The sequence below is a fragment of the Litoribacter populi genome, from assembly GCF_007483685.1.
Classification (GTDB): domain Bacteria; phylum Bacteroidota; class Bacteroidia; order Cytophagales; family Cyclobacteriaceae; genus Litoribacter; species Litoribacter populi.
Window position 1 is genome coordinate 2,997,683 of the sequence record NZ_VMKN01000001.1, and the last position, 20,857, is coordinate 3,018,539.

At 40.1% G+C, this 20,857-nt stretch carries 20 protein-coding genes; 10 read left to right on the forward strand and 10 right to left on the reverse strand.

The window, feature by feature from the left end; translation table 11 throughout:
* Positions 1 to 7: 7 nt before the first annotated feature.
* Entirely contained in the window at positions 8 to 970 is a 963-nt protein-coding gene (locus FPL27_RS13000; RefSeq protein ID WP_143961498.1) for a tryptophan 2,3-dioxygenase family protein, read from the reverse strand.
* A 134-nt stretch (positions 971 to 1,104) separates the two neighbouring features.
* Here FPL27_RS13000 and FPL27_RS13005 point away from each other — a divergent pair, with 134 nt between their 5' ends.
* The gene (locus FPL27_RS13005; protein ID WP_143961499.1) at positions 1,105 to 2,313 is read left to right on the forward strand and encodes an acyl-CoA dehydrogenase family protein; all 1,209 of its coding nucleotides are present in this window, start codon (positions 1,105 to 1,107) and stop codon (positions 2,311 to 2,313) included.
* Positions 2,314 to 2,343: 30 nt separating this feature from the next.
* On the opposite strand, the gene FPL27_RS13010 is transcribed toward FPL27_RS13005, so the two are convergent.
* The 3 genes from FPL27_RS13010 to FPL27_RS13020 all read right to left on the reverse strand — a co-directional run bounded on the left by FPL27_RS13010 (position 2,344) and on the right by FPL27_RS13020 (position 5,438).
* Complete coding sequence (locus tag FPL27_RS13010; protein ID WP_143961500.1) at positions 2,344 to 3,237, reverse strand: diacylglycerol/lipid kinase family protein; 894 nt, start codon at positions 3,235 to 3,237, stop codon at positions 2,344 to 2,346.
* Complete coding sequence (locus FPL27_RS13015) at positions 3,234 to 4,271, reverse strand: phosphatase domain-containing protein (RefSeq protein ID WP_143961501.1); 1,038 nt, start codon at positions 4,269 to 4,271, stop codon at positions 3,234 to 3,236. Before FPL27_RS13015 ends, FPL27_RS13010 begins: the two co-directional genes overlap by 4 nt.
* 69 nt (positions 4,272 to 4,340) lie before the next feature.
* Entirely contained in the window at positions 4,341 to 5,438 is a 1,098-nt protein-coding gene (locus FPL27_RS13020) for a DUF1573 domain-containing protein (RefSeq protein ID WP_143961502.1), read from the reverse strand.
* A gap of 71 nt (positions 5,439 to 5,509) precedes the next feature.
* On the opposite strand from FPL27_RS13020, the gene trpS reads away from it, so the two are divergent.
* Positions 5,510 to 6,481 carry a tryptophan--tRNA ligase gene (gene trpS, locus FPL27_RS13025; protein ID WP_143961503.1) on the forward strand — a complete coding sequence of 324 codons (972 nt, stop codon included), beginning with the start codon at positions 5,510 to 5,512 and terminating at the stop codon, positions 6,479 to 6,481.
* A gap of 77 nt (positions 6,482 to 6,558) precedes the next feature.
* Here trpS and FPL27_RS13030 read toward each other — a convergent pair whose 3' ends face one another.
* Positions 6,559 to 6,981 (reverse strand): hypothetical protein, encoded by a 423-nt coding sequence (locus FPL27_RS13030; RefSeq protein WP_143961504.1) that lies wholly within the window; start codon positions 6,979 to 6,981, stop codon positions 6,559 to 6,561.
* Between the two features lie 193 nt (positions 6,982 to 7,174).
* On the opposite strand from FPL27_RS13030, the gene hppD reads away from it, so the two are divergent.
* Together hppD and FPL27_RS13040 are read left to right on the forward strand one after the other, a co-directional pair.
* The gene (gene hppD / locus FPL27_RS13035; protein WP_143961505.1) at positions 7,175 to 8,269 is read left to right on the forward strand and encodes a 4-hydroxyphenylpyruvate dioxygenase; all 1,095 of its coding nucleotides are present in this window, start codon (positions 7,175 to 7,177) and stop codon (positions 8,267 to 8,269) included.
* A 137-nt stretch (positions 8,270 to 8,406) separates the two neighbouring features.
* The gene (locus tag FPL27_RS13040) at positions 8,407 to 10,134 is read left to right on the forward strand and encodes a phospho-sugar mutase (RefSeq protein ID WP_143961506.1); all 1,728 of its coding nucleotides are present in this window, start codon (positions 8,407 to 8,409) and stop codon (positions 10,132 to 10,134) included.
* Positions 10,135 to 10,613: 479 nt separating this feature from the next.
* Here FPL27_RS13040 and egtD read toward each other — a convergent pair whose 3' ends face one another.
* From egtD to FPL27_RS13055, 3 genes are all read right to left on the reverse strand, one after another.
* Entirely contained in the window at positions 10,614 to 11,579 is a 966-nt protein-coding gene (gene egtD, locus FPL27_RS13045) for an L-histidine N(alpha)-methyltransferase (RefSeq protein WP_143961507.1), read from the reverse strand.
* 3 nt (positions 11,580 to 11,582) lie between these two features.
* The gene (gene egtB, locus FPL27_RS13050) at positions 11,583 to 12,728 is read right to left on the reverse strand and encodes an ergothioneine biosynthesis protein EgtB (protein ID WP_143961508.1); all 1,146 of its coding nucleotides are present in this window, start codon (positions 12,726 to 12,728) and stop codon (positions 11,583 to 11,585) included.
* Positions 12,729 to 12,797: 69 nt separating this feature from the next.
* Positions 12,798 to 13,745, reverse strand: a complete 948-nt coding sequence (locus tag FPL27_RS13055) for a succinylglutamate desuccinylase/aspartoacylase family protein (protein WP_143961509.1) — start codon at positions 13,743 to 13,745, stop codon at positions 12,798 to 12,800.
* A 98-nt stretch (positions 13,746 to 13,843) separates the two neighbouring features.
* Here FPL27_RS13055 and murB point away from each other — a divergent pair, with 98 nt between their 5' ends.
* Entirely contained in the window at positions 13,844 to 14,857 is a 1,014-nt protein-coding gene (gene murB / locus FPL27_RS13060) for a UDP-N-acetylmuramate dehydrogenase (RefSeq protein ID WP_143961510.1), read from the forward strand.
* Here murB and FPL27_RS13065 read toward each other — a convergent pair.
* Positions 14,854 to 15,336 carry a deoxycytidylate deaminase gene (locus tag FPL27_RS13065; protein ID WP_143961511.1) on the reverse strand — a complete coding sequence of 161 codons (483 nt, stop codon included), beginning with the start codon at positions 15,334 to 15,336 and terminating at the stop codon, positions 14,854 to 14,856. The two genes, murB and FPL27_RS13065, sit on opposite strands and share 4 nt — an antisense overlap.
* 161 nt (positions 15,337 to 15,497) lie before the next feature.
* On the opposite strand from FPL27_RS13065, the gene FPL27_RS13070 reads away from it, so the two are divergent.
* The 4 genes from FPL27_RS13070 to FPL27_RS19830 all read left to right on the forward strand — a co-directional run bounded on the left by FPL27_RS13070 (position 15,498) and on the right by FPL27_RS19830 (position 17,252).
* The gene (locus FPL27_RS13070; protein WP_143961512.1) at positions 15,498 to 16,064 is read left to right on the forward strand and encodes a DUF4136 domain-containing protein; all 567 of its coding nucleotides are present in this window, start codon (positions 15,498 to 15,500) and stop codon (positions 16,062 to 16,064) included.
* Between the two features lie 196 nt (positions 16,065 to 16,260).
* Positions 16,261 to 16,620 carry a response regulator gene (locus FPL27_RS13075; protein ID WP_143961513.1) on the forward strand — a complete coding sequence of 120 codons (360 nt, stop codon included), beginning with the start codon at positions 16,261 to 16,263 and terminating at the stop codon, positions 16,618 to 16,620.
* A 171-nt stretch (positions 16,621 to 16,791) separates the two neighbouring features.
* A complete protein-coding gene (locus tag FPL27_RS13080; RefSeq protein ID WP_317129445.1) occupies positions 16,792 to 16,980 on the forward strand; it encodes a hypothetical protein in 189 nt (62 codons plus the stop codon).
* 128 nt (positions 16,981 to 17,108) lie between these two features.
* Positions 17,109 to 17,252, forward strand: coding sequence for a hypothetical protein (locus FPL27_RS19830; RefSeq protein ID WP_185974373.1), 144 nt, complete (start codon positions 17,109 to 17,111; stop codon positions 17,250 to 17,252).
* A 41-nt stretch (positions 17,253 to 17,293) separates the two neighbouring features.
* Here FPL27_RS19830 and FPL27_RS13085 read toward each other — a convergent pair whose 3' ends face one another.
* On the reverse strand, positions 17,294 to 18,898 hold the full coding sequence (locus FPL27_RS13085) for a peptide MFS transporter (RefSeq protein ID WP_235893433.1): 1,605 nt from the start codon (positions 18,896 to 18,898) through the stop codon (positions 17,294 to 17,296).
* Between the two features lie 296 nt (positions 18,899 to 19,194).
* Between FPL27_RS13085 and pckA the strand changes: the two genes are divergently transcribed.
* Entirely contained in the window at positions 19,195 to 20,796 is a 1,602-nt protein-coding gene (gene pckA, locus FPL27_RS13090; protein ID WP_143961514.1) for a phosphoenolpyruvate carboxykinase (ATP), read from the forward strand.
* Positions 20,797 to 20,857 lie beyond the last annotated feature (61 nt).

Genomic DNA, 20,857 nt, shown 5'->3' on the forward strand with positions numbered 1-20,857 from the left:
CATTATTTTATTCTTCTTTCCCAAAGACCTCTTTGACAACCCAGCCTTTCCCCCATTCCTCGATCTCCTGCTCCGACCAAAGTTCAGGATAGAAAATTACCTTCTGGAAACGCGGAGGTAAATATTTTTGCCAATTAGTGCCGCCAGTAGCGGCAATGTCCACAGGGTCACGCTGCAAATACCGCACAGCTGACTTATAATGAGAGAGAGGCCAATGAACATTTGCCTTCAGGTCAAAAGTCTTCATCAACCCCTTAAGCTCCTCATCCTTGTCGGCACATATCAAATACTGCTGCCACAAGTTGCTACTCTTATATTTGTCAATCAGGTCCTTGATCTCCTTGCCATACTTTAACTCGAAAGACTTTAAAGTCAACGTTTTTTCCCCAGTTGCGAGTTCAGTTGCACCAAATTGCCAATATAGCTTGTCAAACAACTCCTGGGTCGGGCTTTGGGTTGTTACCTCTTTGCGGAACTTTAAGGCAGCTAATGTATGTGTATCTGTAGCCAGTACCTCAATAAAACGATACTGAGCACTCTGGAAACCACTAGACGGTAAAAGGGACATCCTGAATTTAAGGAACTGATCTTTCTCCATGCCCTTCCACATTACTGCAAATGAAGAAATTAGATGGTCAAAATACATGATGACCCGCTCTAGCCTTTGTTTAAAAAAGTCAGCCTTAATATCTTTTTCCTCTGCCAATTGCTCCATTTCCCAAAGGCATAATTTGAAATACAACTCAGTAATCTGGTGATAAATTATGAAAATTTTCTCATCCTTAAATGAGGTTTTGGGCTGCTGTAGAGTTAAAAGGGTATCAAGATTGATGTAGTCCCAGTAAGTCAAATAATCGGCATAGAGCAAGCCCTCCAGATATGAGGAAAGGTCCTGTCCGGAAGCCTTAAATTTTTGTTCCAAAAGTTCAATCTTTTGAGCAATGTCATTGTTGGGTTTATGCTTATCCATAAGGAATAATTTCTGTAACCAAGGTAGCTTTTTAAGAAAGTTCTTGCTTACTTGAGTTAATCTTAAAGCTGAGCATTTGATCAGCATTCGAAATGTAAAATTCAATTTTAAAAACCAATTAAGCAAAATTAATTATGGAGGCAGCCGAGGCAAAACACAAATCTCAGAAGCAGGACGCATTCGAGGGGGTGGATTTTTACAACTTGGACGATTTGCTAACTGAAGAGCATATACTTATCCGTAACTCAATCCGCGATTTTGTTAAAAAGGAGATTTCTCCTAATATAGAAAACTGGTGTCAGGACGCTTATTTCCCTTATGAGATTGTCAAAAAGTTTGGTGATGTTGGGGCATTTGGACCTCAAATCCCCGAAAATTACGGCGGTGGTGGATTAGATTACATTTCCTATGGTCTGATCATGCAAGAGATTGAAAGGGGAGACTCAGGCATGAGGTCCACGGCTTCGGTTCAGGGTTCGCTGGTTATGTATCCCATTTACAAATTCGGATCTGAGGATCAAAGAAATAAATATCTTCCAAAATTAGCTTCTGGCGAAATGCTTGGCTGTTTTGGTTTGACCGAACCTGACCATGGCTCAAATCCTAGCGGCATGGTAACCAACTTCAAGGATATGGGCGATCATTATCTATTGAATGGTGCCAAAATGTGGATTTCCAATTCGCCAAAAGCTGATATAGCTGTCGTATGGGCGAAAAATGAGGAAGGCCGAATTCATGGACTTATAGTCGAAAGGGGCATGGAAGGGTTTACTACTCCAGAAACCCATAACAAATGGTCTCTGCGCGCTTCTTGTACTGGCGAGTTGGTATTCAATGATGTGAAAGTCCCAAAAGAAAACCTCCTACCTGGCAAATCAGGGCTAGGTGCACCATTGATGTGTTTAGACTCTGCACGATACGGTATCGCGTGGGGGGCGTTAGGTGCTGCCATGGATTGTTATGACTCTGCTAGAAGATACTCGTTAGAAAGAGAGCAGTTTGGTAAACCGATAGGTGGATTCCAATTAATCCAAAAAAAGCTTTCCGAAATGCTTACTGAAATTACCAAGGCCCAACTTCTCACCCATCGACTGGGACAGTTGATGAATGAAGGTAAAGCATCCACTGCCCAAATATCCCTTGCTAAGCGAAACAATGTAAATATGGCATTGGAAATAGCACGTGAGGCTCGCCAGATTCACGGCGGCATGGGCATCACTGGGGAATACCCGATCATGCGTCACATGATGAACTTGGAATCGGTGATTACCTATGAAGGCACACACGACATCCACTTATTAATTTTAGGTCAAGAAATCACGGGTCTGCAGGCATTTAAATAAAATAAAAAAAGGGAGCGATTTGCTCCCTTTTTACATTTCTGACAGATTAATTACAACCTTTAACCGGTTTTTCAACATTCCAACTCTTGCTTCTCTCACATCTCGCTCCACATCCCCATCAATTTGAAATGTAACACCGTCTGGATTTTGGATTGTGGCTTGGGTGCATTTCCAAGTTCTTACAAAATCACAGCTTTTCAGTTCTCCTCTCATCAGATGGTAAAAGAAATTTGCAATCTCATCTAGTCCCTCGGGATTGAATGCTAAAATTTCAAACTCTCCGTCGTCAATTTTCCCTGCTGGATTGATAATTGCTCCAGTTCCGTACTGGTGACCGTTAGCAATCAATAGCATTCTTGCGGTCAAATTTACAGTTTTACCATCAACTTCAAGCGAGAAATTATAAGGCTTATTCTCAAAGATTTCCGCAAAGGCTCCTTTCAAATAGGAAATCATCCCCCTACCGTCGATCTGATCGTATTTGGCAACTAAGCCAGCGTTAAAACCGAAATCGCTAAGGTGAAGGCAAATGTTGTCATTAATAGTTAAAACATCCATCTCTGTCGTCCTGTTCTCTACCATAGCCTCTAAAGCCTCTTCCAGTTCAGACATTCCTAGACAAGTAGCCAACCCATTGGCAGAACCTAAAGGGAGAATACCCATAGTATAGTTATAGTCATCATTGATGAAGACTTCCACTACCCTTCTGACCGTACCATCACCCCCAGCCACTATTACCAAATCCCAAGGCCGTCTATCCAGACTCTTTTTAATGCTATCTGGCTTTTTATAATCTCCTTTAAGAATGTGACTATACAGGTTTTCTAAATTGGGAAAAGCCGTGTTGATTTTTGACAATAAAAACTCTTCTGCCACCTGAGTTCTACCGGCGGTCGGGTTGAAAAAAAGCAAAATATTTCTCATATAATATCAGGCTTTATAAAGCCATTTTCAAGTGCATGATTGATTGCCTCATCCGTGTTTTTCACGTAGGCAATAGCTACCTTATCTTTAAACCGATCCAGCAATTGCCGCCTTTCTGAGTCCATTGGTCTAATGATTCGGATGTAAACAGCGATTACTTTATCCGGAAATTCTTCAATAGCCTCTGCATAAAGCTCAGGATCGTGTTGACCGCTGTCTCCTACTAGGATAAACTTCATACTCCGGTAAAGTTTAAAAAGAAGAATTATTTTCTCCTTTTTATGAACATGGCTTCCACCACCAGATTTCCAAATATTTCGGAGATTAACGTGTAGATCCTGTAATAAAAGTGGTCCCTTAGGAATGTGCCTATATTCCAAAAAGTCTTTTATCAATTCATTTAGATTCCAATCACTGCTGGAAACATAAAAAACTGGATTTTCGCCATAGTTGGTAAGTCCTTTATAAAATTTACTGATCCCCGGAAAGGGTCTTCTGGTATAGGCATTTTTGGAAATGGATAGCCAAAGCTTCTCCCCCAATTGTGTGGCCTTTGACACCAAGATCGTATCATCAATGTCTGATATGATACCCACAGGATGCTCTGAAGAATATCGACTAACTGGAAATAACACTTCTTTTTGCTGATAGCTCAGGTCTCCATTCTCGATAAAGGTAAAGCTTACAAGTTCATTTTTACTAGCAGGGGGTGTTTTGAATTTACCTTCCAAAATCCCCTCTTCATCACTTACCATTTTTATTTCACTGTCACCCAAACGCGCCAACACTTCCACATCAGAAACACTGCTGCCCGAATATCTCCTCACTGCAGCGAGCATATTTTTTGGAGCTGATTTTCTTTCAGTAGGCACACTCTGCTTATAAGCCTCCACCACCCTAGCTTTTATATAGACCTTCCTCTCATTACCAAAAGCATAGAGAGACTCTATCTGGATAATGTCCAATTTGCCTATGGCTCTTTTGAGTTTGGAAAACCCATATCGAAAAGGAAGTGTCAGCAACCTAACTATCATACGATAAAAAAAATTGGTTATCTCAAAATTGAAGCAAAAAGAAAGCCTCAATTTTTTGAGGCTTAAAACTTATTTGACGCTGCTTTTTATCAGGATGGTCCGTGTGGGACTTAGAGGGTCATTGCTGAAGATTGTGATCGTTTTATGGTCAAGTCCCTGTCTCCCTCTTGGATCAAAGGTAAACCTCAACTGCTCTTTATCTCCTGGGGCGATATCATAGTTTTCCAACTCGATAGAAAGGCATTCACAATTAGATACCACCTTTCGGATATTAACCGGCTGACCACCCATGCTACTAAGCGTAACGGAATTGCTTACAGGACGGCTGGCCGACACATTGCTCATATTCACATTCACATCAGAAATACCAAGCTTAGGCTGTTCGTTTATCTCCGATTTTTTGACTGGAGGGAAGTATTCATGAATAGTTGTCAATAATCTAACTTCCATTTCGTGAGTTCCTTTGTCTTCGATAAAGAATTTGATGGTTTCATCAAAAAAGCCAAGGTCCCCTTTTTCCTCCCCATCGTAGGAAATTTCCAAAATACCTCTGGATTTAGCTGGCACGATAGCCGGACTCATTTTTAACTTAATATGATCCGGCAATTCGGTTTTGGCCTCGTTAAGCGTTACCGACATGTCTTTAAAATTGAAAAAGTCAACGTACTTAGTCTTTGGTTCGTTGTTAATGACATCACCCACATTTACACTGGTGAATTTGAAACCCATATCCCCCACCCTATGAGCATAATGGGTGTCAACGTTTTCTGGATAAGGCAAGTTATAGCCTTCAACAAATAGAGTATCGCCATCCGAATCAATATTCGTTTTTACTATGACCATTTTGCTGAACTGTCCTCCTCTATTCGTTGGATCATAGGCAACCTTTATTTCACCAATCTTGTCTTGGTAAAGGGTATCTGTTGTAAATGAGGCCACAGTACAGCCACAATCGGTCACCACATCCTGAATGAAAACAGGAAAATCAGCTCGGTTCACAAAATAGAAATCGCTGGTCACCATACCGGATTCTTCCATCACCATTCCCAGATCCACTCGCTGCTTTTCCCAAATGATGGGACGATCGGCAATAGACTGGGCAGCAATGTTTTGAGTAAGACCCAAACAGAAAACCACAACTAATAGACAAAACATTGAATTTCTCATAATGGCAAATAACGGTAAAAATACAGGGATTTGTGTCCACATTTCTTTAATTTGCGCCAAAAATTTTATCGATGGCAAGAGTATTAACAGGAATTCAAAGTTCAGGTAGGCCCCATTTGGGCAATTTATTAGGTGCAATTGAACCAGCTATTGCATTGACCAAGAAAGATGACAACGAATCATTCATTTTTATAGCCGATTTTCATTCCTTGACCACTATCAAGGATGCCCAAAGTAGAAGAGAAAATGTGCAGGCCGTAGCTGCTGCTTGGCTTGCTTTTGGATTGGATATCAATAAAAGTGTTTTCTACAGACAATCTCGAATTCCCGAGGTAGCTGAGCTTACCTGGTACCTCAGCTGCTACACCCCATACCCAATGCTGGCAAATGCGCACAGCTTCAAAGACAAATCTGACCGCCTCGCTGATGTAAACGCTGGGCTCTTCACCTACCCTGTACTGATGGCGGCCGACATATTATTATACCACGCCAATATTGTTCCTGTAGGCAAAGATCAATTGCAACACTTAGAGATGACTCGTGACATTGCCAGCTCTTTTAATCATAAATTAGGTGAGGATTTTTTCACCCTACCGGAGGCCAGAGTAAATGAAGATGTGATGATTATCCCAGGTACTGATGGCCAAAAGATGAGCAAGTCCTACCATAATTATATCGATATTTTCCTTCCTGAAAAACAACTTAAAAAGAACATCAACAGCATCGTGACGGACAGCACCCCACTTGAGGAGCCAAAAGATCCGGACGCCTGTAATGTTTATAAACTTTTCAAACTAATTGGAACAGCTGAGGAAACTCAAATATTGAGGGAAAAATATTTGGCTGGAAATTTCGGTTACGGGCATGCTAAAAAAGAATTTCTCGGCTTGATTTTAGGTAAATATGCTGAGCAGCGCAAGCAGTTTGATTTCTTCATGAGCAACCCCGAAGAGCTAGATCTCAAACTAGCTGAAGGAGAAGCCAAAGCAAGAGAAATCGCAAGTGGGCTTATGAAGGATCTAAGATTTAAGCTGGGCTTCTAAATTTAATTGAACAAAACAAAAAAAGGATGCAAGGGGAATTCCCCTTGCATCCTTTTTTTGTTTAAATCAGGTACTTTTTATCTGGATCTCCAGAGATCTTTTAAAGAAACACCATTGATTTGCATCACAAACCTGGCAGGGTTAGGCACCAATATAATACGCACATCCTGGCCGTCAAATTGCTCAGATTCCACGGGCACCCCTTCCATACCTTTTACCTCATAGCTTACAACACCTCTTGCATCTGGCAACATCGGCGTATATTTATTTGCTAAATAGGCTGATGGAAGCAACACGTCATTGTCAGGACAAAGCTTATCATAAATTTTCTCCAATTGAGTTTCCAGAAATGGTCCAAATTCCTCATTTAGATCATCTTCAAGATCGTGAAGTTCTTCTTCAATATCGTCATATTTCGGATCGGCATAGGTTATCTTGCTAAGGGAGATTCTCTTTTCCACTATCGCCGTCAAATCCTCGTCGAGTTTGTCAAAATCCATAAATAAAGGTTTGTAGTTTTCAATGTAAATATGAAGGTAAAGAATAAGGGAAAAGTTTCCAAAAAGGGTAGAATTTAAAGTTTTTCCCCCATTTAAACAGCTTTGAAGTAATAAGGCTGGTATTACCGAATTTGGCTAGAAAATTTTATCTTTGTCTACATCAAAATTGAATATAAACCCAAAACAATAGATTATGCAAGAAGATTTTCTGCCAATCAACGGCACTGATCATGTTGAAATGTATGTAGGGAATGCCAAGCAGTCTTCCCTTTATTATCAATACGCTTTCGGTTTTGAGCAAATCGCTTATGCTGGTCCTGAAACCGGTGTGAAGGACAGAGCCTCGTATGTGCTCAAGCAGGGTAAAATCAGGTTAGTGCTTACCACTCCCCTACAACAGGACCACCCTATAGCTGACCACATCAAAAAGCACGGAGACGGGGTGAAAGTTTTGGCCTTATGGGTAGATGATGCCGAAAAAGCTTATCAGGAAACCACATCGAGAGGAGCTGAATCCTATGAGGCTCCTAAAGTAATATCTGATGATAACGGGGAGGTTAAAGTAGCTTCAATCCGGACTTACGGTGAGACTATTCACACCTTCGTAGAAAGAAGCAATTACAACGGCCCTTTCCTCCCGGGATTTGTGGAAAAGAAAAGTTTGTATACACCAACTCCGGTTGGCTTCAAATTTATCGATCACTGCGTAGGTAACGTAGGATGGGGTGAAATGAATAAGTGGGTTGAGTTTTACGAAAAAGTAATGGGCTTCAATTTGCTGGTTACTTTCGATGACAAAGACATTTCCACCGAGTATACAGCCTTGATGTCTAAGGTAGTTTCCAATGGCAACGGCTACATCAAATTTCCTATCAACGAACCTGCTGAAGGGAAAAAGAAAAGCCAAATCGAGGAGTACCTTGACTTCTACAACGGCGCAGGGGTACAGCATATGGCTATCGCAACTGACAACATCATTGAAACAGTATCTGAATTAAGAAGACGTGGAGTGGAGTTTTTAGAAGTGCCTGGCACGTATTATGATGATCTGCTAGACCGAGTGGGAGCTATTGAAGAGGATCTTGAGCCACTGAAAAAGCTTAATATCTTGGTAGATAGAGACAACGAGGGCTACTTATTGCAAATTTTCACCAAGCCGGTACAAGACAGACCGACTTTGTTTTTTGAAATTATCCAAAGAAAAGGAGCCAAATCATTCGGAAAAGGCAATTTCAAAGCATTATTCGAAGCTATTGAAAGAGAACAGGCACTTAGGGGCAATCTGTAAGCTGGATTAAACAAATTAAACAAGTCCCAAGTTTTTATACCACCAAAACTACAACATCAGATTTTGGTTAAAGACTTGGGGCTTTTTTATTCCTATAGCAAAACCATATTTTATATTATATAACTTTTTATCAGAAAATGACAGATACACTTATCACCCAAAAAGCTGAGAAATGGCTAAATAGCAATATTGATGAGGCCAGCAAGTTAGAAATTGCCCGTATGATCGCTGCTGAAGACAAATCAGAACTTATCGATTCTTTCTACAAAGACCTGGAATTTGGAACTGGAGGGCTCCGTGGTGTTATGGGCGTGGGTTCAAACCGAATGAATGTTTACACTGTAGGCATGGCAACTCAAGGTTTAGCTAACTACCTTTTGGCATCATTTCCAGGCCAGGAGATCAAAGTGGCTATTACTCATGATAACCGCATCAACAATACGCTTTTTGCTGAAACCACTGCAAATGTTCTCACCGCCAATGGCATCAAAGTTTTATACTTCAGAGAACTTCGCCCCACTCCAATGTTATCATTTGCCATTAGACATTATGGTTGCAAAAGTGGCGTAATGGTAACAGCTTCTCACAACCCAAAAGAATACAACGGCTACAAAGCCTATTGGGAAGATGGCGGACAAATTGTAGCTCCTCACGACAAGAGTATTATCATGGAGGTTCAAAAAATTGATTCTTTTGACAAAGTGAAATGGGATAAAAATGATGCTCTTTTGACCTACATAGAAGAGGATTTTGATTTGATATACCTTGATGAGGTCAAAAAATTGAGCCTTTCACCTGCTGCTAATCTTACGCAAAAGGATATGCCGATTGTCTTTTCCCCAATTCATGGGGCAAGCGGTAAGATGGTTCCGGCAGCATTAAAAGTTTTTGGATTCGAAAATGTGCATGTGGTAAAGGAGCAAGCAGAGCCAGACGGAAATTTTCCTACTGTGGTTTATCCCAATCCAGAAGAGCCTGAAGCCATGGACATGGCACTCCAGTTAGGAAGAAAGGTTAATGCAGCATTGGTTTTAGGCTGTGACCCTGACGGAGACAGATATGCTGCTGCGATCAAGAATGAGAATGGAGCATATGAACTTTTAAATGGCAACCAGGCTGGAGTTATCCTGACAGAATATCTTTTATCCAAAATGCAGGAACATGGCAGGCTGACTGGTCAGCATTTCATCGTGAGTACAATTGTGACCACAGATTTGATCCAAGAGATTGCAAAAGCATACAACACCAAGTTTTACAGCACTTTGACTGGATTCAAAAACATCGCTATGGTAATCCGTGAAAAGGAAGGTGAGGAAATTTACATTGCCGGCGGGGAGGAAAGCTTCGGCTTCCTTATAGGAGACTTTGTAAGGGATAAGGATGGAGTATCCGCATGCGCTTTAACAGCCGAGGCAGTTGCTTATTATCGTTCCCAGGGAAAGAGTCTGATCGATGTGCTTGCTGACATTTATATAAAACATGGTTTCTATAAGGAGGAATTGATTTCAGTGACCAAAAAAGGAAAAGACGGCGCAGAACAAATCCAGCAATTGATGCATGGTTTCCGGACTGCCAGGCCTACTCACATCAACGGGATCAAAGTAGTCAAAATCGTGGATGTTCAGGAAAGTATAGAGTACGATGTGGTGAACAACACTGAAATAGCGATGACCCTTGATAAATCAAACGTGTTACAGTTCTACCTAGAAGATGGTAGCAAGATATCTGCAAGGCCTTCTGGAACTGAGCCTAAAATCAAGTACTATATTTCTGTGCATGAACCGCTTCCTAACCGTGAAGCTTACAGGCAGGTAGAAGAATCGTTGAATCGAAAAATCGAAGCATTAAAAACTTTCTTCGAATAGATAAAAAGGCCTTGCAGAAATTTCTGCACGGCCTTTTTTATTTCTCTTAATCAAGATTAGCTGTATTTTGGCTTTTAACCTCCCGATGGGTCAGCCAAGTAAATACGAATCCCAATTGGGGTATTAATAGTAACAAAATAGTGGGGGTTAAATTCTCAGCGGCTAACCCGAACTCTATCTCTAGCGTTTTTCCGGCTACCAACATAATAATGGTAGCAAATAGGGCAAATATATTAGCGGCGATCAATTTATTTCGATTTGACATAGCAGTTGCGGTATAAGGTAGTAAATAAAATAATCAATATACTCCAAATTAAAGCAAACACTCTTCCAATATTTATAAATAATAATTTTTATTTACAAAAAATTCATTCAACATTCTAATTTTGATTGCCAATGACTCTAGATTGTAAAAAAAGCGTTTCCCATAAATTGGAAAACGCTGAATAGTATGTTTTAAAATACTGAGTAAGAAATAATTAAACTTTAACCCAAAGACTATCAGAAAAGAAAGCTTCTTCATCCATAAAGTTATTAACCACATCAAAACCTTTCTCTCTACTTAAGTCTGCAATATCATGAAGCCCATATTTTTTTGAAACTTCGGTGAAAATTGGTTCCGCTTTATTGAAATGGAATGTTTTATTCAAGGCTTCTAGATGTACATCCTGTTGCTCTAGGCTTACCAAATAACTTTTGCACTCACCACTCACTGGGTTATAAACAGGCCAATGCTTAAATTTATCTAAAACAAAATTAGCCCCAAGTTCCCGATTAATCCTTTCCAAGAGATTTAAATTAAAATCTCTTGTCACTCCTTTAACGTCATTATAGGCTGCTAATATCAATTCAGGATCTTTCTTCAGATCAAATCCCATAAGTAAGCCATCACCTGGCTGTAGTGACTCAGTGATTTTTTGCAAAAGTTCCTTAGCATCCTCCTCTAGGAAGTTACCATAATTAGAGCCTAAGAACAGCATTAAAGTTTGGTCGCCGTTATTCCAAATTTTGTCCTTCAGAGAGTTTCTATAGGTGCCTGTAATTGAATTCACTATCAATTGAGGACAAATTTCAGTGAGATCGTCCTCAAGTTCTCTCAATACATTTCCAGAAATATCAATTGGAAAATAGGTGAATTCCACTTTCTGGTCACAGAGAAATCTGATAAGGATTTTTGTCTTCAAACCATTTCCAGCACCAAGTTCCACCAAATTAAAGGGCTGGTTAGTTTTTATAAATGGGGCCAAAATTTTATCCTTGTAGGATTCCAATATGGCATATTCGGTTCTTGTGAGATAATACTCAGGCAAGGCCATAATGGCTTGAAAGAGTTTGTCCCCTTTCTCATCGTAAAAATACTTGGACGGAAGCGACTTTTGCGGGGAAGATAATCCCTGCAACACATCTTGGGCAAAAATCTGGTCATAAGTGGTAGTGTGGTTCATATATTATTTTGCTAGTCTAATTCCTGAAAACTGCCACCTGGATGGCGTACTAAAAAAATTTCTGTAGGTTTTTCTCGAATGTCCTGGAGATGTAGCAATGGAAGCCCCTCTCAATACCATCTGATTCACCATAAATTTTCCATTGTACTCACCTATCGCTCCAGGTGCCTTCGCGTAACGAGGATAAGGAAGATAGGCAGAGTTGGTCCACTCCCAACGCTGCCCCCAGTCAAAATGGTCAGCAGCAGCCTCCCATTCAAATTCAGTGGGCAACCTACAACCCTTCCAAGCCGCATATGCAGATGCTTCGTAATACGAAACGTGAGCGACAGGCGCGTCCCATGCTATAGGTTGAAACCCGTTTAGAGTATAATAATAAAATTCGCCGTTTTGTTTTTGCCAATATAAAGGTTTGTCGAGTTCATTTTCTTGGACCCAGTCCCACCCTTCCGAATGCCAAAGATTATGATCCTGATAGCCACCGGCTTCCATAAACTTTAAATATTCACCGTTGGTCACTAAGGACTTGGCTATCTCATAAGATTCTAAGAACACTTTATGCCGTCCGTGTTCATTGTCATACGAAAAACCCTCCCCCTCAAAACCAATATCAAACAGGCCCTCTTCTATTTTCACCCAACCCTTATGGTTACTTTTCTGATACTCCTGGCAATCCAAAACTGCCGGGTATAAAGGGTTAAGAGAAAGGTTGAATTTCAAATCAGTAAGTAGCAGTTCCTGATGTTGTTGCTCATGGTTTAGACCTAGGGCCAGGAGGTCATGTAAATGTTGGTCAATTTCCGTCTTTTCAAAGAATCTTTTCATCCCACGGTTCACATGGTCCCTATATGCAAAGACCTGTCTTACGGTAGGTCTTGTCATCAGACCACGGTGGTCACGTTCAGTGCGATCCCCCTTGCCATTGTAATAACTATTGAAAAGAAAATTGAAATCAGGATGGAATTCGGTATAGTCTGGGTCAAGCTCCTGGAGTATAAAAGTTTCAAAAAACCAGGTGGTATGGGCAAGATGCCATTTTGTTGGGCTAACTTTTTCGGTGGCTTGGATTACAAAATCTTCTGTTTCAAGGTTTTCACTAAGTTTCTCAGTTAAACCCCTTACAGATTTAAATTGCTCAAAATTAATCATTTCTAAATTTTAAAAGGTGAAACGATTCAATTTAGTAATTTTTTGTAAAAATTTATAGATTTTTTATAACTAAACTCGACCTATATGTACTAATGCATCACCTGCATTTACCACTGGAAGGTTGTTCAACCCTACAATGTAGCCATTTGTAGTACTCTTTACAGGCACTTTTACCTGCCCATAAGGGTCGGAAATTTTTGCCAAAATTTGCCCTTTTTTCACTTGCTCTCCAAGCTTGACTGTAGGGATAAATATCCCTGAAATCTTAGCCCTCAACCACGAACTTTCATTAATGACCAATGATTCTTTGAGTTGAAGATCCCCTTCTATCATCCCCAAGTATTGCAACATCCTCTTAGTCCCGGCTATGGCTTCATCAACTGATAGATCATCCAATCTCATTGACTCACCCCCTTCATATACTAGGATATGTTTATTATTTTTATAAGCCTCCTTTCTGAAAGATTTATCAATATGAGGAGAGTTAATAATAAAATATGACCCAAATGCCTTGGCTAGGTCCAGACCCATTTTATCTTTAAAATCCACTCTAATCTGAGGATAATTGCTTAGCATCCGACCACCGGTATGGATGTCGATTCCATAATCAATATGTGGTATTATTTCAGTAGTAATAATATGGGCGATTTGGGATGCTAATGAACCTTTGTTGCTTCCTGGAAAACTCCTATTCAAATCCCTCCCATCAGGAAAAGTCCGGCTATTACTCAAAAAACCATATACATTTACCAAAGGAATGTATATCAAGGTACCTTTGATGGGATCAAACATCTCCTCCTCCAGCATTCTTTTCACCGTAACGATCCCATTTATTTCATCACCATGCACTCCTCCACTGATCAATACCACCGGTCCGGGCTGTTTGGAACGCTTTATGAATACGGGCAGGTCAATTAAAGTATGGGTCGGTAACCGGGCAATGGCGATGTCAATGTTTATGGTCTGCCCAGGTCTTATATTTACTCCGTTGATGATTATTTCTTTATTTTCCTTCATCGAGGTTTAATTTGGATTGAGGTGAAATTTGAAAGGCAAAAAGCCAATTCCTTTCTTATTGGCCAAAAACTTATTTAATTCGCAATAATAAACAAGGCATGAATATACAAGAAAACATTTCTTTAAAAGAATACAACACCTTTGGAATTGACAAAAAAGCACGTTTTTTCGCCGAAGCGCATACTGTTGAGGACATTTTAGACGGCTTGGAAGTTGCCAAAAGGGAAAATCTAGAGCTTTTTGTATTGGGAGGTGGCAGCAATATTCTCTTGACCCAGGACATAGATGCGCTGGTATTGAAGATCAACCTCCCCGGAATTAATGTAATTGAAGAATTGGATCATTCCGTTTTGGTAAAAGTTGGTGCTGGTGAAGTGTGGCATGATTTCGTGCTGAAAGCTATCTCCCAAAATTGGGCAGGAGTGGAAAATCTTAGTCTTATCCCAGGAACAGTGGGCGCTTCTCCTATGCAAAATATCGGGGCATACGGAGTGGAAATCAAGGAAGTTTTTCACAGCTTAGAAGCAATAGAAAGGTCTTCAGGAAAAAGCAAAACCTTTACTCATGATGAATGTCAATTCGGGTACAGAGAAAGCATTTTCAAAACCAGCCAAAAAGGAAAGTATATCATCTCCCATGTTACTTTCAAACTAAATAAAAAGCCAGAATTCAACACCAGTTATGGCGCTATTGCTGACACGTTGAAGTCCATGAAAGTGACCGATCTGAACTTGAAATCCATAAGTGATGCGGTGATCCAAATCAGACAAAGTAAATTGCCTGATCCAAAAAAGATCGGAAATGCCGGTAGTTTTTTTAAAAACCCAACCATTCCCGTCGATCAATATAATGAGTTAAAGAATTCACATCCTTCAATTCCTGGCTATCCAAATGAGCACGGGGTAAAAGTACCCGCGGCTTGGCTTATTGAGCAGGCAGGCTGGAAAGGCAAGCGTTTTGGCCAAATCGGCGTTCACGAATATCAACCTTTGGTATTAGTCAACTATGGCAATGGGGAAGGTTCAGCCATCAAAGACTTGAGTAATAAAATTCAGAAGGATGTAAATAGCAAATTCGGAATTGAACTCCATCCTGAGGTGAATTTCATCTAAATCAAGGTGTCTTGGAACTCAATTTCTTTTTCATACTTCTCCACTTCCACGCCGAATTTCTTTAAAAATGCCAAGCCTTCGTCTTCCTTTAAGCCCTTGTACTCCGCATAGCTAAAAAGGAAGACGACTTTGGAAATTCCCATACTGAAAATTATTCTTGCGCATGCCAAACAAGGTGCTAAAGTGACATAAAGTGTAGAGCCCTCAACGGAAGCATTATTTTTCACAGCATACAGGATCGCATTCTGCTCAGCATGAAGCGCAAGCGAACAGCTTCCTTTGCTATCTCTGCTGCAACCATGCTCAGGAAACTCCTCATCACAATTATGGGTTCCGGGAGGCGGCCCATTGTAACCTATAGAAATAATACGGGTCTCTTTTGTCAATACTGCTCCTACATGCTTTTTGATACAATGCGAGCGCTTGGCCAAGTTGACAGCCAATTCCATAAAAATATCATCAAAATCCGGCTTTGCCATTTTTCTCAATTTTTTGATTGGCACAAATGTAAGGAATGACAGCAATTTTGGCTATTCCCTTTAATATAATTTAAAAACCAGTAGCACAACCTGGACTAAGCCTCCTCGTTTATAACCTTGGTAAAAGGAGGTGACAAAGCTAACACTTCCTTAAAACTTAAATGAAAGAAAAATACAAGGAGTTCAAAATGAAGTTTAATATTAAAACATTGAGCATATGGGGATTGCTGGCAATATTTTCATTGGCATGTAACCCTGTAAAGGTTTATACTGAAAAAAGCGATTTTATTGAAGCGAAGCAATACCACACCTTTGCAATATTAAATGAGGTGAAAGGTAAGCCTGCATTTGATTCCCCTATTATCGAAGAGAGGTTGCAGCAACATTTGGTGGAGGGAATGGAGCAACGGGGTTTTTCCTACAATGCCGATCAACCCGATTTAATCATTAGGTATAATACAGATGTTACTCCAAACCAAAGAATAATATACCCCCACCCCTATGACATGTGGTGGCCGATGTGGGGACCGCCTACTGCTCGGACACAAAAGTACGATCAAGGTGAGGTGATCATTGATTTCATCGACCCTCAAGCAGATCGAGTAATTATGAGGGCTACTGCTGTAGGTACTGTTAATAATCCTAATGAAAAACAAAAAAAAGTCAAAGCCGCTGTGGAAAAAATTCTAAAGGAATTCTCCACCAAGTTGGTTAGTAAAAACTCCTAATAAGCTTATGCTTCATATTAAACAGCCAGGCCTATTTGGATGGTAACCAGCTGAAACATATGGAATAAAAATGCATTTTAAGTACAAAAAACTTGTTTTCGAATAAAATATTTTGCTATTTGTGTTGAAAGCTAATTATTAATACTTACTTTTACATAATTATTTATGCTATTCGACACCCTTATTTTGTATTTCAATGGTTAAAATTGTTCTGATTGATGATGATCCTATCAGTACTTTTGTTACGGAAAAGCTAATTTCCAAGAACATAAAGGAGCCCTGCGAGATTTTTAAGTTCGAGAAGGCGACAGATGCTTTAGAGCGAATAACCAACATCGCCCCCAATTACTTATTTTTGGATTTAAATATGCCTGAAATGAACGGGTGGGAGTTTTTGGATGCTTTTACCTCAAGAGAAACGAAATATCCAGAGATTTACATTCTCAGCAGCTCTGTAGATGAAAGTGATATCAACAAAGCAATGAATTATTCGGTCGTAAAACGGTATTTGTCCAAGCCTTTAATAAAAAAATACATCAGGACAATTTTCAATTGACATTTAGCTCTGAATAATTCAGAGCTATTTTTTTATACCCTTCAGAACAACCACACAAACCTCTGAAAACCAATTTTTTATCCAAAAATATTTTTTTGAAAATTTTTATTTCCTCAAATGGGTAATTCTACATCAATTAATATATTTGTAGAAAATAAAACCATAATCCTTATGTTTGAAGATGACATGGATGAGTTCGATGACATGGATGATGTCAACGAATTCGAAGCAGAATTTCGGGAAGAAGTCTACGATTTAGATGAAGAAAATGAATTGGTAGATGACAGCTACTTAGATTTTGATGATGACCTCAATGAAGATGACGGGGACTTCGAAGATTTCGACGATGAGATTGATTAAAACAACCTTATTTAGACCGCTAAACCAACCTGATAGAGGTTGGTTTTGTTTTTAGAGACTTATTCCTTTGTGTTAACACCAGTCTGTATTAAATTGCGCAAAATTTGAAACTATAAAATCACTTTCATATGCTATTAGAAATTTTCAGTGCTCCAATCATGCCAGGGGCTCAGACGTTTTTGCTAATCGTTTGTATATTAGTTGGCCTTGGAGCAGGCATCACAGCCATCGACTTTAGAAAGTCTGCAAGCAAGGGAAATAACGAACATTAATAATAACAAGGGCCGTTTCTGATGAAGCGGCCCTTTTAGTTTTAGTGGACTTCCTTCATCCACTTTTTCATAAATGGAGAAATTATTAATACAATAATAGCCCCTCCCATAGCATATTGTGCTATCAACAGAAAACCATCCGCATACACGTCCAAAGTTGCAAGACCTGATGTAGCCCTGCCTTCCGTATTTTCAACCGACAGTTGCTTGGCAATAAAACCTACAATCTGAAAAGCATAAGCTGAGGAAAGAAACCAAACCCCCATCATAAAAGCAACCAACCTGGCTGGTGACAAGGAAGTAATTTTCGAAAGCCCAACTGGAGACATAAACAGTTCTCCAGAAGAAATCAGCATATACATCAAGATAAGGTAAATAAAAGGTACATAACCCTGGGCATCAGCAAACACCCTACTGAATCCCAATATATAAAAGCCTAAAGCCATTAAGCCAAGTCCAAATGAGAATTTATAAGGTGTACGTGGGTTGAGTTTGGACTTGTCGAGTCCAGTCCACATTTTAGAAACGGGTATGGATAGCAAGATAATAAAGATAGGGTTGATAGCATTTGTTTCTGCCGCACCTATTGACCAGCTTCCATCCACGAAAGGTAGCCAGCCAAAGTTGATGTTTGGAAGAATTACATTTCGGTCAGCAAATAAGGTGATCACACTCCCACTAAGCTCATGGAAACCCCAGAAGAAGGTCATAAATATAGTAAGTAGAATTGCAACAAACAGTTTACCCCTTTCTGCAGCTGAGGCCCGGTAAATCTCATATCCCAGAAAAAGAAGTATGGCCAAACTTATTCCATAGAACAGCACATTTACAATTGTCACCTCTCCAAGGAATGTATCTCCGCCACCAATGTAACCATAGGAAGAAATCAAGAATGCAATTAAAGGTACCGACAAAACGGCCAAAACAGGAATCAATGTACCCAAAGGTAGGCCCAAAACTTTTTCTTTCAGTTTTTCAGGATCCGGAGGAAGGCCCTTATCCATGAACACACCTTTCCTCATACCGTTCCAGAAAAAGAAAAGACCCAAAAGCATGCCGACTCCGGCCAGCCCAAATCCATAATGCCAGCCATAATAAGTGGCTAAAAGTCCGCATAGAATAGGCGAGGCCGCAGCTCCGATATTGATTCCCATGTAGAAAATGGTGAAACCTGAATCTTTTCTGGGATCAGTCGCCCTATATAAGGAGCCCACAAAAGTGGAAATATTAGGTTTGAAGAAGCCGTTCCCCACTACAATCAACGCCAGGGCAAGAAAAAAAGCAATGTTATTTTCAATGGCAAGCACAAAGTGTCCAATCGACATTAACAGGCCGCCGAGCATGATGGATTTCCGAAATCCTAGATATTGATCGGAGATTTTACCCCCTATCACCGGGGAAGCATACACCAAGGATCCGTATGCCGAATAGATGACTGCTGAAACCGCATCTCTATTGGAAATGGCCTGGAAAATCTCATTTACCATATAGAGCATCAGCAATGCTCTCATTCCATAAAAAGAGAACCTTTCCCATAGCTCTGCAAAGAATAAGTAAAACAACCCCTTCGGATGGCCAAACAACTCGGGTTCGGTCAGATTTTCAGGAGCATGATGCTTGCCCTGATACATTTCTTCGTTTTCCAACTCTAAATATTTAAATTCAAAATTAATTTCGCACCTGCAATGATAATGGATTTTTTTGAAATGGAAGATAATGCTATCCGGAAAGGGATACCACTAATTAATTATTTTGCAAAAATAGATGAGATAAACATTAATATTCTGGGTATTTTTTGTTATTTTTAATTATTGTTTAATTTCTCACCTATGGGTTATGAAATCGATTGAATTGCGAATAAATCCACTTTTTTGGCATACTACTTGCCAATAATATCTATCTTTACGCAACAAATTAACAATCCTTTTTTATACCCAAAATTATGCAAGATCTTATGCTCAAGTCTGCTGAAAAAACACTGTCTTCAATAGGAATCGAAAAGGTAAACAAGGCCTTTTGGAACTTGTCTCCGGCAGAACTGGTAGAACATGCCCTTCAAAACAATGAAGGTAAACTCACTGATGATGGAGCCTTGATGGCGGATACAGGTAAATTTACTGGAAGATCCCCAAAGGACAGATTTGTAGTCAAAGACGACAAAACTGCGGAAAGCGTTTGGTGGGGAGATATCAATATCCCGATCAGTCAGGAAAACTTTGACGGCTTACACCAGAAAATGGTGAAATTTTTAGAAGACAAGAACGTCTATGTGCGAGACGCCTTTGCTGGTGCCGACCCTAATTACCGATTAAACCTTCGTGTTGTCAACACTCATGCATGGCAAAACCTGTTTTGCCACAATATGTTCCTTCGCCCTGCAGCTAATGAACTAGAGGATTTCGACCCTAACTTCACTATCATCTGTGCCCCTGAATTTGAGGCCGACCCTGAAGTGGACGGAACAAGACAAAAAAACTTCGCCATTTTGAATCTTTCCAAGAGAATGATTCTTATTGGCGGAACTGGCTATGCTGGTGAAATGAAAAAAGGCATCTTCTCTGTTCTTAACTATATCTTACCTCACGAGCACAATGTACTTTCTATGCACTGCTCAGCCAACATCGGCAAAGAAGGTGATACAGCTATCTTTTTTGGCCTTTCCGGTACAGGTAAGACCACATTATCCGCTGATCCTTCACGAGGACTTATTGGCGATGACGAACATGGATGGACTGAAAATGCAATTTTCAACTTTGAAGGCGGATGTTATGCTAAAGTAATTGACCTTACTAGAGAGAAAGAGCCAGATATTTGGGATGCAATTAAATTTGGAGCTATTGTAGAAAACACCAGGTTTTATCCTAACACTAGGACGGTAGATTACTCAAACAGCGAGGTGACTGAAAACACTAGAACTGCTTATCCTATCCACCACATTTCCAATGCGGTTACTCCATCTGTAGGTGAAATCCCAAAAAACATCTTCTTCCTTACTGCAGATGCTTTTGGTGTGATTCCTCCCATCTCCAAACTGAATACTAGCCAAGCAATGTACCACTTCATCTCAGGTTACACTGCTAAAGTAGCCGGAACAGAAGTTGGCATCACTGAACCTCAAACAACCTTCTCCGCGTGTTTTGGGGCAGCATTTCTTCCTTTACATCCAACCCAGTATGCAACTTTGTTTGGCAAGAAGATGGAAGAAAATGATGTGAATGTTTGGTTGATCAACACCGGATGGACAGGTGGGCCTTATGGAATTGGCAGCAGAATGAAGCTGAAATATACCAGAGCCATGATAAGTGCCGCTTTAGAAAGCCAGTTGAACAATGTAGAATTCAAAAAGCATGAAATCTTCGGTGTAGAAGTACCTCAGACCTGCCCTAATGTTCCGGATGAGGTATTGAACCCTAGAGATACATGGTCAGACAAAGCTGCATATGATGCGAAAGCCCAGGAGCTAGCTAGATCTTTCGTGAAGAACTTCGAAAAATATGCTGACTATGCAAGTCAGGAAATCCTTGCAGGAGCACCAAAGGTATAAATATACCTTTATATAAACCCAAATATAAAACGGGCCTTCCTAAGCGGTGGCCCGTTTTTAT

Coding starts and splice junctions, on each gene's coding strand:
- FPL27_RS13000 (WP_143961498.1), bottom strand. CDS start 970: ATGGATAAGCATAAACCCAACAATGACATTGCTCAAAAGATTGAACTT.
- FPL27_RS13005 (WP_143961499.1), top strand. CDS start 1,105: ATGGAGGCAGCCGAGGCAAAACACAAATCTCAGAAGCAGGACGCATTC.
- FPL27_RS13010 (WP_143961500.1), bottom strand. CDS start 3,237: ATGAGAAATATTTTGCTTTTTTTCAACCCGACCGCCGGTAGAACTCAG.
- FPL27_RS13015 (WP_143961501.1), bottom strand. CDS start 4,271: ATGATAGTTAGGTTGCTGACACTTCCTTTTCGATATGGGTTTTCCAAA.
- FPL27_RS13020 (WP_143961502.1), bottom strand. CDS start 5,438: ATGAGAAATTCAATGTTTTGTCTATTAGTTGTGGTTTTCTGTTTGGGT.
- trpS (WP_143961503.1), top strand. CDS start 5,510: ATGGCAAGAGTATTAACAGGAATTCAAAGTTCAGGTAGGCCCCATTTG.
- FPL27_RS13030 (WP_143961504.1), bottom strand. CDS start 6,981: ATGGATTTTGACAAACTCGACGAGGATTTGACGGCGATAGTGGAAAAG.
- hppD (WP_143961505.1), top strand. CDS start 7,175: ATGCAAGAAGATTTTCTGCCAATCAACGGCACTGATCATGTTGAAATG.
- FPL27_RS13040 (WP_143961506.1), top strand. CDS start 8,407: ATGACAGATACACTTATCACCCAAAAAGCTGAGAAATGGCTAAATAGC.
- egtD (WP_143961507.1), bottom strand. CDS start 11,579: ATGAACCACACTACCACTTATGACCAGATTTTTGCCCAAGATGTGTTG.
- egtB (WP_143961508.1), bottom strand. CDS start 12,728: ATGATTAATTTTGAGCAATTTAAATCTGTAAGGGGTTTAACTGAGAAA.
- FPL27_RS13055 (WP_143961509.1), bottom strand. CDS start 13,745: ATGAAGGAAAATAAAGAAATAATCATCAACGGAGTAAATATAAGACCT.
- murB (WP_143961510.1), top strand. CDS start 13,844: ATGAATATACAAGAAAACATTTCTTTAAAAGAATACAACACCTTTGGA.
- FPL27_RS13065 (WP_143961511.1), bottom strand. CDS start 15,336: ATGGCAAAGCCGGATTTTGATGATATTTTTATGGAATTGGCTGTCAAC.
- FPL27_RS13070 (WP_143961512.1), top strand. CDS start 15,498: ATGAAAGAAAAATACAAGGAGTTCAAAATGAAGTTTAATATTAAAACA.
- FPL27_RS13075 (WP_143961513.1), top strand. CDS start 16,261: ATGGTTAAAATTGTTCTGATTGATGATGATCCTATCAGTACTTTTGTT.
- FPL27_RS13080 (WP_317129445.1), top strand. CDS start 16,792: ATGTTTGAAGATGACATGGATGAGTTCGATGACATGGATGATGTCAAC.
- FPL27_RS19830 (WP_185974373.1), top strand. CDS start 17,109: ATGCTATTAGAAATTTTCAGTGCTCCAATCATGCCAGGGGCTCAGACG.
- pckA (WP_143961514.1), top strand. CDS start 19,195: ATGCAAGATCTTATGCTCAAGTCTGCTGAAAAAACACTGTCTTCAATA.